Source organism: Nonomuraea terrae, assembly GCF_044465245.1.
GTDB classification, from domain to species: Bacteria; Actinomycetota; Actinomycetes; order Streptosporangiales; family Streptosporangiaceae; genus Nonomuraea; species Nonomuraea terrae.
Map to the genome: position 1 here is coordinate 611,703 of NZ_JBITLL010000001.1, position 12,796 is coordinate 624,498.

The following is a 12,796-nucleotide window of genomic DNA, read 5'->3' on the forward strand; positions in this document are numbered from 1 at the left end:
GACTGGTCTGAGCCGGCCCAGGCCGGGGCGCAGGTCGGTGCACTCGACTGGTGTCCAGCCGTCCCTGCTGAGCCGGTCCGCTTCCGGCTCACGTCGTGGTGGCCGTGCGTGTTCAGCGGTTGCCGTTCTGAGCCGGTCGGCTCCCGACTCAGAACGGCGTGGTCGAGTGGTGATCAGCGGTCGGTGAGGCCGGCCTTTCTGAGGGCTTCGGCCATGGCGCCCGTCGGAGCCGGGCGGTCCTGGCGGCGGGCGCCGCGGCCCCGCTCGGAGCCGTTGTCGCGGCCGCGCTGGGCGCCGTCGGAGCCGTTGCCCCGGCCGCCGCCGGACCTGCCGCGCCCGCCGTCGCCGCGCCCGCCGTCACCCCGCCCGCCGTCGCCGCGCCCGCCGTCGTTCCGCGAGCCGTTGCCCCGGCCGCCGTCGCCCCGGGGGGCGTTGCCGCGGCCGTCGCCGCGCGGGCCGTTTCCTCGGCCCTCGCCTCGGCCGCCGTCACCGCCGTTGGCCTGACCGCCGCGGGCACCCCGGCGGGGGCCCTCACCCGGCGCGGCCGCGGTGGTCTCGTCTTCGAGACGGAGGGTCAGGGAGATGCGCTTGCGGGGGATGTCGACGTCGAGGACCTTGACGCGGACGATGTCGCCCGGCTTGACCACGTCACGCGGGTCCTTCACGAAGGTGCGCGACATCGCCGACACGTGCACCAGGCCGTCCTGGTGGACGCCGACGTCGACGAAGGCGCCGAAGGCGGCCACGTTGGTGACCACGCCCTCCAGGATCATGCCCGACTGGAGGTCGGACAACTTCTCGACGCCCTCCTTGAACGTGGCCGTCTTGAAGGCGGGACGCGGGTCGCGCCCCGGCTTCTCCAGCTCGCGCAGGATGTCGGTGACCGTCGGCAGGCCGAAGGTGTCGTCGGTGAAGGTTTCCGGCCGCAGCGAGCGCAGCGCCGCGGTGTTGCCGATCAGCGACTTCAGGTCGGTCTTGGCGGAGGTGAGGATGCGCCGCACCACCGGATAAGCCTCGGGGTGGACGCTCGACACGTCGAGCGGGTCGTCGCCGCCCCGGATGCGCAGGAAGCCCGCACACTGCTCGAACGCCTTCGGCCCGAGCCGTGGCACGCTCTTCAGCGCCGCACGCGTGCGGAACGGGCCGTTGGCGTCGCGGTGGCGGACAATGCTCTCGGCGAGCGTGGAGCCGATGCCCGACACCCGCGTGAGCAGCGGCGCCGAGGCCGTGTTGACGTCGACGCCGACCGCGTTGACGCAGTCTTCGACGACGGCGTCGAGCGAGCGGGACAGCTTGGACTCGGCCAGGTCGTGCTGGTATTGGCCGACCCCGATCGACTTCGGGTCGATCTTGACCAGCTCGGCCAGCGGGTCCTGGAGCCGGCGGGCGATGGAGACCGCGCCGCGCAGTGACACGTCGAGCTCGGGCAGCTCCTGCGAGGCATAGGCGGAGGCGGAGTAGACCGAGGCGCCCGCCTCGGAAACGACGATCTTGGTGAGCGACGGTATGAGCTTGACCAGCTCGCCGGCCAGCTTGTCGGTCTCGCGCGAGGCCGTGCCGTTGCCGATCGCGATCAGGTCGACGCCGTGGCGCTGCGCGAGCGCCCCGAGGACGGCCAGCGACTCGTCCCACTGGCGCTTGGGCTCGTGGGGGTAGATCGTGGCGGTGTCGACGACCTTGCCGGTGGCGTCGACCACGGCGACCTTCACGCCGGTGCGCAGGCCGGGGTCGAGCCCCATCGTGGTGCGCGTGCCGGCCGGGGCGGCGAGCAGCAGGTCACGCAGGTTGGCGGCGAACACGCGCACCGCCTCGTCCTCGGCCGCCTGCCACAGCCGCATCCGCAGGTCGATGCCGAGGTGGACGAGGATGCGCGTGCGCCAGGCCCAGCGGACGGTCTCGGCCAGCCACTTGTCGGCCGGCCGCCCCTGGTCGGAGACGCCGAACCGGGAGGCGATGCGCACCTCGTAGTCGGGGCTGTCGTCGGGCTCCAGGGTGACGGAGAGGATCTCCTCCTTCTCGCCCCGGAAGATGGCCAGGATGCGGTGGGAGGGCAGCTTCGTGAACGGCTCGCCGAACTCGAAGTAGTCGGCGAACTTGGCCCCCGCCTCCTCCTTGCCCTCGCGGACCTTCGACACCAGCCGCCCGCGCGTCCAGAACTGCTCACGCAGGGCGCCGATCAGGTCGGCGTCTTCGGCGAAGCGCTCGATCAGGATGGCCCTGGCGCCTTCGAGCGCCGCGCCCGCGTCGGCCACGCCCTCGGTGACGAAACCCTCGGCCGTGGCGACCGGGTCGAGCGTGGGGTCGGTCAGCAGCTGGTCGGCCAGCGGCTCAAGGCCGAGCTCGCGCGCGATCTGCGCCTTGGTGCGCCGCTTGGGCTTGTAGGGCAGGTAGATGTCTTCGAGCCGGGCCTTGGTCTCGGCCGCCATGATCTGCTCGCGCAGCGCGTCGTCGAGCTTGCCCTGGGACTCGATGGACTCCAGGATCGCCGTGCGGCGCTCTTCCAGCTCGCGCAGATAACGCAGCCGTTCCTCGAGGGTGCGCAGCTGCGCGTCGTCGAGGGCGCCGGTCGCCTCCTTGCGATAGCGCGCGATGAACGGCACGGTCGCGCCGCCGTCGAGCAGCTCGACGGCGGCCTGCACCTGCCCGTCGCGCACGCCGAGCTCTGCGGCGATCCGCTGGTGAATAGAGAGCACTTGCCTGCCTTTCGATGGTCCCGCCGGTCAATTGTGCAGGACGACGCCGTCTTTCATGACCAGTGTGCGCGGAGGGTGAACGACCACCGCCTCCGCCGGGTTCCCCGCGGGCACCACGACGAGATCGGCCCGGTCGCCCGGCGCGAGGCCGTGGCCCTCCAGCCCGAGCAGCCGCGCCCCGCCGCTGGTGGCGGCCTCCAGCGCCAGCTCGATGTCGTCGTCTCTCCGGAACGTGCTGCGGTAGGCGACGTGCATGGCCCGCTCCAGCATGTCGCCGCTGCCGTACGGGCCCCACAGGTCGCGGATGCCGTCGTGGCCGCACGCCACGGTGACCCCGGCGGCGCGCAGCTTCTTGATCGGCGGCACGGGGAAGTTGTAGACGGCGGCGGTCACGATCGCGACCCCCGCCTCGGCCAGACCCTCCGCCAAGCGATCCTGGTGGGCGTCGTCGAGCTGACCCAGCGCGTACGCGTGGCTGACCGCCACCCGCCCGCCCAGCCCGAGCGTCTTCGTGCGCTCGATGATCAGCTCCAGCTCCCAGCCGCCCAGCGAGCCGCCGTCGTGGAGGTGGAGGTCGAGGTGGGCGCCGTAGCGCTCGGCCAGGCCGAAGACCAGGTCGAGGTGGCGGACCGGGTCGCGGTCGACGCCCGCGGGGTCGAGCCCGCCCACCGCCTCCACGCCGCTCTTGAGCGCCTCTTCGAGCAGCTCGGCCGTGCCGGGTTCGGTCAGCACGCCGTGTTGGGGGAAGGCGACCTGGCGCACGTCGACGGGGCAGCCGGCCGCCGCCTCGCGCACCGCCTCGACGCCGCGTAGACCGACGAGCGGGTCGATGTCGGTGTGGGTGCGGACGTGGGTCGTGCCGGCCGCGCTCATGCGCTCCAGCAGGGCGCGGATGCGCGCCGCGCTCGGCACGCCGAGCTCGGCGCGGCGGGCGAGGTCGTTGCCGATGCGCCCGGCCAGCGTGTCGCCGGCGGAGTGGGGCACCCACGGCCCGCCGTAGAGGGTCTTGTCGAGGTGGCAGTGGGCCTCCACCAGGCCGGGCAGGACGAGCTGCCCCGAGACGTCGACGGACCGCGCGCCCGGCGCGTCGACGCCCGCGCCGACCTGGTGGATCAGCCCGTCGCGGACGAGGATGTCGGCAGGCACCCCGAGCCCCCAGGGGAGCCCGCCACGGAGCAGCACGTCGGTCATGCCCAGCACCCTATGGGCCGCCACCGACGTTTTCCGTGCCCTGCGGTGTGAGTGTTCCGGACCCTCAGATGTCGTCGAGGTGGGTGACGTTGGCCACGTCGGCGGTGTCGGTGCTGGGGCGGCCCGCCAGCCAGGCGTCGAGGATCTCGGCCAGCACCACGTCGGACGTCAGCCGCAGGCTCAGCGCCAGCACGTTGGCGTCGTTCCACTTGCGCGCCCCGTCGGCGGTGTAGGCGTCGACGCACAGCGCGGCCCGTACACCGGGCACCTTGTTGGCCGCGATCGACGCGCCCGTGCCCGTCCAGCAGCAGACCACCGCCTGGTCGGCGCGGCCCTCGCTGACGTCGCGCGCGGCGCGCTCGGACGCCCACGCCCAGTCGTCGCGCTCGCCGTCGTTGAGCGCGCCGTGGGTGACGACCTCGTGCCCCCGCCCGCGCAGCTCCGCCACGACCCGCTCCGCCACGCCGTCCTTGCTGTCGGCGGCCACCGAAAACCGCATGCGACCCTCCCGTTGCTCACTTCCACATCTACCAGCCGACTGGCACATTGAGGCGGTATGTGCTTAGTTGGCGCGCCATATGAACATTGACGTGAACGACATCCCCGCGCTCGCCCGGGGATGCGCCGTCCTCGGCACCGGAGGCGGCGGTGACGTCCGTACCGGGTCGCTGGCGGCGATGAGAGCCATCCGCGAGTACGGCGCGGTCCCGCTGGTGAAGCTGGCCGACCTCGCGGAGGACGCCCTGGTGGTGCCGTTGTCCGGCATCGGGGCGCCGACGGTCAGCCACGAGATGATCCACGGCGAGGACGAGCCGGCACGCATCGCCGAGGAGGTCGAGCGGATCTTCGGCCGGCCGCCGACCGCGATCATGTCGTCCGAGATCGGCGGCTCCAACGGCGTGGCGCCCGTCGCCTGGGCCGCCCAGCTCGGCTTGCCGCTGCTCGACGCCGACGGCATGGGACGGGCGTTCCCCGAGGTCCAGATGGTCTCGATGTACGTGGCCGGGCTGCCCGCCGACCTCGTGATCATGTCGGACGTCGCGGGCAACGTGGTGACGATCCGCCCCGTCGACGGCCTGTGGTCCGAACGCCTGGCGCGGGCCGTCTGCGTGGCGGCGGGCTCGCACGCCCTCATGGCCGACTACGTGCTCACCGCCGCACGGGCCGGGGGAGCGGTCATCGAGGGCACGGTCACCCGCGCCCTGGAGATCGGCCGCTCCACCGAGGGCGCCGCCGACCCGCTGGCCGCCCTGCGGGCACGGCTGGGCGCGTTCCGCCTGGTCACCGGCAAGCTCACCGACGTGGAACGGCGTACGACGGGCGGGTTCGTCCGCGGGACGGCCGTGGTCGAGGGCACCGGCGACGACCGCGGCCGCCGCCTGTCCCTGGAGCTGCAGAACGAGAACCTGGTGGCGGTCGAGGACGGCCGGGTGCGCGCCATGGTGCCCGACCTCATCACGGTCGTGGACACCGAGACGGCCGCCGCCGTCCAGACGGAGTCCCTCAGGTACGGCCAGCGCGTCACGGTCCTCGCCTGGCCCTGCGACCCGCTCTGGCGCACCAGGAAAGGTTTGGCGACGGCCGGCCCCCGGGCCTTCGGGTACGACCTGGACTACGTACCGGTCGAGGAGCTCACCCATGACTGACCTGCGGCTCGGGATCGACGTCGGCGGCACCAACACCGACGCGGTGGTGCTCGACGGCGAGGGCCGGGTGATCGCCAAGGCCAAGCGCCCGACCACCCCGGACGTGACCGGCGGCCTGTGCGCCGCCCTCGACGCCGTCCTGACCGAGCTCGAAGGAAAAGACGAGCAGGACGTGCGGGGCCGGATCGGCCGGGTGATGCTCGGCACCACGCACGCCACGAACGCGATCCTGGAGCGGCGCGGCCTCGGCAGGGTCGCCGTGCTGCGGCTCGGCGCGCCCGCCACCACCTCGGTGCCCCCGCTCGGCGACTGGCCCGCCGGCCTGCGCGCGGCCGTCTCGGCGGGCGAGGCGATCGTGCCAGGCGGCCACTACGTGGACGGCCGCGAGATCGCCCCGCTCGGCCTCGACGCCATCCGCCGTTTCCTGGACGGCGTCAAGGCCGACGCCGTGGCCGTCACCGGCGTGTTCAGCCCGGCGAGCGACGAGCACGAACGCCGGGTCGAGGAACTGGTCCGCGCCGAGTACGGGCTGCGGGTGTCGGTCAGCCGCGAGATCGGTTCGCTCGGCCTGCTCGAACGCGAGAACGCCACCGTGCTCAACGCCGCGTTGTACGGCGTGGCCGCCCACGTGACCGACGCCCTGGTCTCCGCTCTGGCCGAGCGGGGCCTCGGCGCGCGGCCGTACCTGGCGCAGAACGACGGCACGCTCATGACGCTGGAGCACGCCGCCCGCCTGCCGGTCTCCACGATCGGCTCGGGCCCGGCCAACTCGCTGCGCGGCGCGGCGTACCTGTCGGGCGTGGACGACGCGATCGTGGTGGACGTGGGCGGCACCTCCACGGACCTCGGCGTGCTCGTCGGGGGCTTCCCGAGGGAGTCGGCGGCGGCGGTCGAGATCGGCGGCGTGCTCACCAACTTCCGCATGCCGGACATCCTGGCCATCGCGCTCGGCGGCGGCACGGTGGCGCGGGCGGACGGCATCGGCCCCGACTCGGTCGGCTACCGGATCGCCCAGGAGGCGCTCGTCTTCGGCGGTTCGACCCCCACGCTGACCGACGCCGCCACGGCCGCGGGCCGCGTCCCGCACGACGCCGAAGGGTGGCGGGAACGCCTGAAGGACGCCCGGTCCGACGCGAACGCGCGCACGATCGCGGACGTCCTGGAGAGCGCACTCGCCAGGGCCGACGAGATGATCGCCGACGCCGTGGACCGGATGGCGCTCGGCAGGGCCGACCGGCCGCTGGTCGTGGTGGGAGGAGGGGCGTTCGTGCTGCCGGCCCGCATCCCCGGCGCGAGCCGGGTGATCCGCCCTGAGCACGCCGAGGTGGCCAACGCCGTGGGCGCCGCCATCGCCCTCGCGAGCGGCAGAGTCGATACGATCTTGCCGGCAGGAGAAAACAGGACAGATGCCATCGAACGAGCCAAAGAGGAGGCGAGGGCGCGAGCCGTGGCGGCGGGAGCCGATCCCACCGGTGTCGAGGTCGTGGACCTTCTCGAGGTTCCGCTGAGCTACCTGTCCGAGCCCGCCGTGCGCGTCCACGTCAAAGCAGCCGGTCCCCTCGCCGGGTGAACAGCGAAAGGATCCCCCCACCATGCGCTGGCACAAGCGTCTGCTCGTCGCCGGGGTCGCCGGAGTCCTCGCCCTGACCGCGTCCGCGTGCGCGGGCGGACAGGTGCGCGGCGCCGGCGGGACGCCCCAGCCGCGGGCGAGCGGCGGCACCCCGGCGGCCGCGCAGGCCAACGACCGCACGTTCGTCTACGTCCCCAACCTCGACGTGGTCAGCGACTGGGACCCGGCGACCTCGTACTCCAACGAGATCGTCGCCCTGTCCAACATCTACGAGGGCCTGACCCGCTACGACTCCGAGACCAGGCAGGCCGAACCCCGCCTCGCCACCGAGTGGACGTCCTCGGAGGACGGCCGGCGGTGGACGTTCAAGCTCCGCCAGGGGGTGACGTTCCACTCGGGCGCCACGATGGACGCCGAGGCCGCCAAGAAGGCCATCGAGCGGACGATCGAGAAGAAGGGCGGCGCCGCCTACATCTGGGACCCGGTCGAGGAGATCGAGGCGGTCGACGCCGGCACGCTGGAATTCACCCTCAAGTACGCCGCCCCGCTCGACCTGATCGCCTCCTCCGGCTACGCCGCCTGGATCTACGACGTGGACGCGGTGGACGCCGACGGCAAGACCACCGCCGGCACCGGCCCGTACACGATCGACTCCTGGCAGAAGGGCAAGGAGACGGAGCTGACGCTGAAGGCGTTCGAGGACTACTGGGGCGGCTGGAAGCCGGAGCAGTACAAGAAGGTCGCCTTCCGCGTCACCCCGGAGATCACCACGGCGTGGCAGCTGCTGCAGCGCGGTGAGGTGGACTTCGTCCAGCGGCTGAACCCGCAGCTGTTCCAGCAGGCCAGGAGCGCCGACGGCGTGCAGACCGCGGAGTCGCCGTCGTTCCAGAACCTGCTGGTGCTGTTCAACACCGCCGACGGCCCGACCAGGGACCCGAAGGTGCGCCAGGCGCTGCAGCTCGCCGTCGACTACGACGGCCTGGTGGCGGCGCTGGAGGGCTCGGCGCAGAAAGCCAGTGGCCTGGTGCCGCAGGGCCTGCTCGGCCACACGCCCGGCATGGAGCCCGAGCAGGACCTCGCCAAGGCGCAGGAGCTGCTGGCCGAGGCCGGGTACGGCCCCGACAACCCCGAGCTCACCCTCTCCCTGACCTACGCCCAGGGCGACGAGGACCAGAAGCTGCTGGTCACCCTGCTCAGCTCGGCGCTGAAGCAGCTCAACGTGACGCTGCAGGCCAGGCCGATGACCTGGGGCGCCCAGTGGGACCTCGGCAAGAAGAAGGGCCAGGACATCCTCGTCATGTACTGGTATCCGGACTATCCGGACGCCTACTCGTGGTTCCTCAACGTCTTCAGGAGCACGGACGAGCCGCAGCTCAACCTGTCGTACCTGAAGAACGCCGACATCGACGCCGCCATCGACAAGCTCCCTGAACTGACCGCCACGGACAAGTCGGCGGCCTCGGACGACTACACGGACCTGCAAAAGAAGATCATCGAGGAGCAGGCCGCGGTGGCGGTGCCGTACGTGCAGAAGTACCAGCGGGCGCTGTCAGCAAATGTCCGAGGATATGTGGACAATCCCGCCTATCCCAACGTGGTCTTCTTCTACGACCTGACCCTCGCAAGCTAGGCCGTGCTGCGCTATCTGGCCCGCCGGCTCGGCCAGGCCCTCCTGGTCGTGGCCGGCGTGGTGGTGCTCACGTTCGCGGTCATGCGGGTGGTGCCCGGCGATCCGGCGGTGGCGTTCGCCGGGCCGAAGGCCACGCCCGAGCAGCTCGCCGAGGCGCGCGAGCGGTTCGGGCTGGACGACTCGCTGCCCGCGCAGCTGCTCGCCTACGTCCGCGACCTGGTCACCGGCGACTGGGGGATCAGCCTGCGGACCAGGCAGCCGGTGCGCGACGACCTGGCCCTCGCCTTCCCGGCATCGTTGGAGCTGGTCGGCGCGGCCCTGCTGCTGGCGATCGCGGTGGGCATCCCGCTCGGGGTGCTCGCCGCCCGCTACAAGACGAAATTTCCCGACTTTGGGGTACGGATCGGCAGCATGCTCGCCGTCTCCGTCCCCGTCTTCTGGCTCGCTCTCGCCGTGCAGACCCTCTTCGCCGGCGCCCTCGGCTGGTTCCCCGTCGCCGGCGAGTACGACGCCGAGCTCGACACCACGAGCCCGCTCACCCTCTGGACGAACATCACCGCCGTCGACGCCCTCATCACCGGCAACTGGCCGATCCTCACCAGCACCCTGCACCATCTGGTGCTGCCCGCCCTGGTCGTGGCCGCCTACCCGGCCGGCGTCATCGCCCAGATGACCAGGGCCGCCCTCATCGAGGAGGCGGGCCAGGACCACGCCAGGATGGGACGCGCGCTCGGCTTCGGCGAGACGTCCGTCCTGACCAGGTTCGCCCTGCGCCCGGCCCTGAACCCGGTCCTGTCGCTGATCGCGCTCGTCTTCGCGTACGCCCTCGTCAACGGCTTCCTGGTCGAGGCGGTCTTCAACTGGCCGGGCCTCGGCCGCTACGCCGCCGAGTCGATCCGCTCGCTGGACACCCCGGCCATCGCGGGCGTCACGCTGCTGGTCGCCCTGGTGTACGTGCTGGCCAATCTGGTGGTGGACCTGCTGCAGGGGCTCGTGGACCCGAGGGTGAGGGCCCGATGACGCACCACGGGCCCCCGCTGCGCCGCAGCCTGCCCCGGCTGCTCCCCGACCGGTTCGCCGCGTTCGGTGCGGTGCTCATCGTGCTGGTCGTGCTGGCCGCGGTGCTCGCGCCGTGGCTGGCGCCGTACCCGCTGGACGAGGTCAGGCCGCTGGAGCGGCTGCGGCCGCCGAGCGCCGAGCACTGGTTCGGGACCGACCAGGTGGGCCGCGACGTGCTCACCCGCATCCTGTACGGCGGGCGCACCTCGCTGTTCATCGCCGCGGCCGTGCTGGCCGTCTCGGCGCTGGCCGGCGTGACGCTGGGCGTGGTCGCCGGGTACGCGGGCGGCCGGCTGCGCGACGTGATCATGCGGGTCACGGACGTCTTCCTGGCCTTCCCCGCGCTGCTGCTCTCCCTGGCCCTGGCGGTCGTGCTCCAGCCCGGTGTGCACACGGTGATCCTGGCCATCGCGGTGACCTGGTGGCCGTGGTACACCCGCCTGTCGGCCTCGGTGGCCGCCTCGATCGCGACCCGCCCCTACGTGGACGCCGCCCGCTGCCTCGGCGTGCCCGCCCCGCTGATCATCCTGCGGCACGTGCTGCCCAACTCGCTCACACCCGTCCTGGTGCAGCTGTCCCTCGACGCGGGCGGGGTGATCCTCACCGCGGCGGCGCTGTCCTACCTGGGCCTCGGGGCGCAGGAGCCGACGGCGGAGTGGGGGCTGATGGTGCAGCAGGGCCAGACGCTGTTCACCACGAACTGGTGGGTCGTCACCTTCCCCGGCCTGGCGATCCTGCTGACCGCGTTCGCGTTCAACGTGCTCGGAGAAGGGCTGCGCGGCGCGCTCGACGTCCGGAGCGGAGGAGCTCGGCAGGAGAGAGCGACCCAGGAGCCCGCGAGTGCCGAGCGGCCGCGACCATGAACACGAAGGAGTGTCAGTGATCGAGGTACGCGACCTGAAGGTGCGCTACGCGGGGCGGACGGTGGCCGACGTCCCCGAGCTGGACGTGGGCGCGGGGGAGTGCGTGGCGATCGTGGGGGAGAGCGGCTCGGGCAAGTCCACGACGCTCCTCGCTCTGCTCGGCCTCACCGAGGGCGCCGAGGTGTCGGGGCGCGTCCGGGTCTGCGGCGTGGACGTGCTCGAAGCACCGCCGCGCGAGCTCAGGAGGGTCAGGGGCGCCAGGGCGGCGCTGGTGCTGCAGTCGCCGCAGGCCGCGCTCAGCCCCGCCACCCGCCTCGGCGTCCTGATGCGCCGCGCGCTGCGGCTGCACGGCCGCGACGACGGCGAGCCCGCCATGGCGCAGGCGATGGAGGCGGTGCTGCTCGACCCCGCGATCCTGCGCCGCTATCCGCACGAGGTCTCGGGCGGTCAGGCCCAGCGCTTCGCCATCGCGCTGGCCATCGCCCTGGGCGCCGAGGTGATCCTCGCCGACGAGCCGACCAGCGCGCTCGACGTGACCGTCCAGGCTGAGGTGGTCGGCGTGCTGCGCCGGCTGCGCGCGGAGCGGGACCTCGCGCTGCTGCTCGTCTCCCATGACCTGGCCCTGGTCTCGACCATCGCCGACCGGGTGCTGGTCATGAAGGACGGCGCGGTCGTGGAGTCGGGCCCGGCCGCGCGGGTGCTGGCCGAGCCGGCCCACCCCTACACCCGCGAGCTGCTGGAGGCGCTGCCGTGACCCTGCTGAGGGCGGAAGCGGTGACGCTCGGGTACGGCCGCCGCCCGGTCGTCCACGACGTGACCCTGGACATCACCGAGGGCGGCGTGGGGCTGATCGGGGAGAGCGGCTCGGGCAAGACGACCCTGGCGCGCGCGTTCCTGGGCCTCCTCACCCCCATCTCCGGAAATATCTGGTACGGCGACCAGACCTTGAAAAATGCGGATTTGAGGGCGTTCAGGAAGGACGTTCAGCCGGTCTTCCAGGCCGAGTCCCTCGACCCCCGCATGCGCGTCGGCCGCTCCGTCGCCGAGGCCCTGCCCAGGAACGCCCGGCACCGCGTGGCCGAGCTGCTCGAACAGGTCGGCCTCGACCCCATCCTGGCTGCCCGCAGGCCCCACGAGCTCTCCGGCGGCCAGCGCCAGCGCGTGGTGATCGCCAGAGCCCTGGCCGTCGGCCCGCGCCTGCTGATCCTGGACGAGCCCACCAGCGCCCTGGACGTCACCGTCCAGGCCAGGATCCTCGACCTGCTGACCGGCCTGGACACCGAGCGCCTGCTCATCACGCACAACCTGGCGGTCGTGGAACGCCTCTGCCGTACCTCGTACGTGCTCTTCGCCGGCCGGGTGGTCGAGTCGGGCCCGACAGGAGACCTCCTGGCGAAGCCGGCCCACCCCTACACCCGGGCGCTGCGCGACGCCGTGCCGAAGCTCGGCGGCCCGCCGCCCGAGGCCAGAGGCCGCACGGAGGCCGTGCCGGCGGCGACGGGCTGCGCGTACCGGTTGCGCTGCCCGCTCGCGGCGCCCATGTGCGAGCAGCCGCCGCCGCTCAGGGAGCTCGACGGCCGCCACGTCGCCTGCCACCGCGCGGAGGACGTGCCGGTCAGCTGAGGCGGGTCCTCAAGTACTCGCCGAGGTCGTCGGAGAGCTTCACCATCAGCCGTGACAGCTCGGCCCGGTCGCCCTGCGACCAGTCGGCCAGGGCGCCCTCGAACCAGTCGGTCGTCACCTTCCGGCATCGGGCGGCGGCCTCGGCGCCGTCGTCGGTGAGCGCGATGCGCCAGGCCCGGCCGTCGTCGGGGTCGCGCACCCGCTCGACCAGCCCGCGCCGCTCCAGCGCGGAGACGTGCCGGGTCACGTGGGGGCTCTCCACCTGCAACCCTTCCGCGATCGCGCCGATCCTGCGCGGCTCGCCCGCGTCCAGCAGGTGGACGAGGACCTGCACATCGGGTTTGTCCAGCCGGATCCCCGCCGCCTCGGTCAGCCGCTCATGGGTCTTGGCGCGGTTGAGCGTGGTCACGAGAGTGCGGAAGGCCGCCACCGTCGTGTAGAGGTCGTCGTCCATGGATTTGCTTACCTAACTTACGTATGTATGATGCTGTCTCGTTAGTTACCTAAGTTAGCTAAAGGAG

The 12,796-nt window shown here is 72.5% G+C and carries 11 protein-coding genes; 7 read left to right on the forward strand and 4 right to left on the reverse strand.

What is annotated here, in order from left to right:
- Window positions 1-173 precede the first annotated feature (173 nt).
- From ACIBP6_RS02930 to ACIBP6_RS02940, 3 genes are all read right to left on the reverse strand, one after another.
- A complete protein-coding gene (locus ACIBP6_RS02930; protein ID WP_397048147.1) occupies window positions 174-2,693 on the reverse strand; it encodes a Tex family protein in 2,520 nt (839 codons plus the stop codon).
- Between the two features lie 27 nt (window positions 2,694-2,720).
- Window positions 2,721-3,884, reverse strand: a complete 1,164-nt coding sequence (locus tag ACIBP6_RS02935; protein WP_397048149.1) for an amidohydrolase — start codon at window positions 3,882-3,884, stop codon at window positions 2,721-2,723.
- A gap of 64 nt (window positions 3,885-3,948) precedes the next feature.
- A complete protein-coding gene (locus ACIBP6_RS02940) occupies window positions 3,949-4,383 on the reverse strand; it encodes an RpiB/LacA/LacB family sugar-phosphate isomerase (RefSeq protein WP_132617889.1) in 435 nt (144 codons plus the stop codon).
- Between the two features lie 91 nt (window positions 4,384-4,474).
- Here ACIBP6_RS02940 and ACIBP6_RS02945 point away from each other — a divergent pair, with 91 nt between their 5' ends.
- The 7 genes from ACIBP6_RS02945 to ACIBP6_RS02975 are packed head-to-tail and all read left to right on the forward strand — an operon-like array spanning window position 4,475 to window position 12,275.
- Window positions 4,475-5,530, forward strand: a complete 1,056-nt coding sequence (locus ACIBP6_RS02945; protein WP_397048151.1) for a DUF917 domain-containing protein — start codon at window positions 4,475-4,477, stop codon at window positions 5,528-5,530.
- The gene (locus ACIBP6_RS02950; protein WP_397048153.1) at window positions 5,523-7,100 is read left to right on the forward strand and encodes a hydantoinase/oxoprolinase N-terminal domain-containing protein; all 1,578 of its coding nucleotides are present in this window, start codon (window positions 5,523-5,525) and stop codon (window positions 7,098-7,100) included. The genes ACIBP6_RS02945 and ACIBP6_RS02950 overlap by 8 nt, the downstream gene beginning before the upstream one ends.
- Before the next feature lie 22 nt (window positions 7,101-7,122).
- A complete protein-coding gene (locus ACIBP6_RS02955; RefSeq protein ID WP_397048155.1) occupies window positions 7,123-8,730 on the forward strand; it encodes an ABC transporter substrate-binding protein in 1,608 nt (535 codons plus the stop codon).
- Window positions 8,731-8,733: 3 nt separating this feature from the next.
- Window positions 8,734-9,750, forward strand: coding sequence for an ABC transporter permease (locus ACIBP6_RS02960; protein WP_397048157.1), 1,017 nt, complete (start codon window positions 8,734-8,736; stop codon window positions 9,748-9,750).
- On the forward strand, window positions 9,747-10,652 hold the full coding sequence (locus tag ACIBP6_RS02965) for an ABC transporter permease (protein WP_397048159.1): 906 nt from the start codon (window positions 9,747-9,749) through the stop codon (window positions 10,650-10,652). Before ACIBP6_RS02960 ends, ACIBP6_RS02965 begins: the two co-directional genes overlap by 4 nt.
- A 16-nt stretch (window positions 10,653-10,668) precedes the next feature.
- Window positions 10,669-11,406 carry an ATP-binding cassette domain-containing protein gene (locus tag ACIBP6_RS02970; RefSeq protein WP_397048161.1) on the forward strand — a complete coding sequence of 246 codons (738 nt, stop codon included), beginning with the start codon at window positions 10,669-10,671 and terminating at the stop codon, window positions 11,404-11,406.
- Window positions 11,403-12,275 carry an ABC transporter ATP-binding protein gene (locus ACIBP6_RS02975; protein WP_397048163.1) on the forward strand — a complete coding sequence of 291 codons (873 nt, stop codon included), beginning with the start codon at window positions 11,403-11,405 and terminating at the stop codon, window positions 12,273-12,275. The genes ACIBP6_RS02970 and ACIBP6_RS02975 overlap by 4 nt, the downstream gene beginning before the upstream one ends.
- Here the strand turns inward: ACIBP6_RS02975 and ACIBP6_RS02980 are convergent.
- Complete coding sequence (locus ACIBP6_RS02980; protein ID WP_397048165.1) at window positions 12,268-12,729, reverse strand: MarR family winged helix-turn-helix transcriptional regulator; 462 nt, start codon at window positions 12,727-12,729, stop codon at window positions 12,268-12,270. The genes ACIBP6_RS02975 and ACIBP6_RS02980 overlap by 8 nt on opposite strands.
- Window positions 12,730-12,796 lie beyond the last annotated feature (67 nt).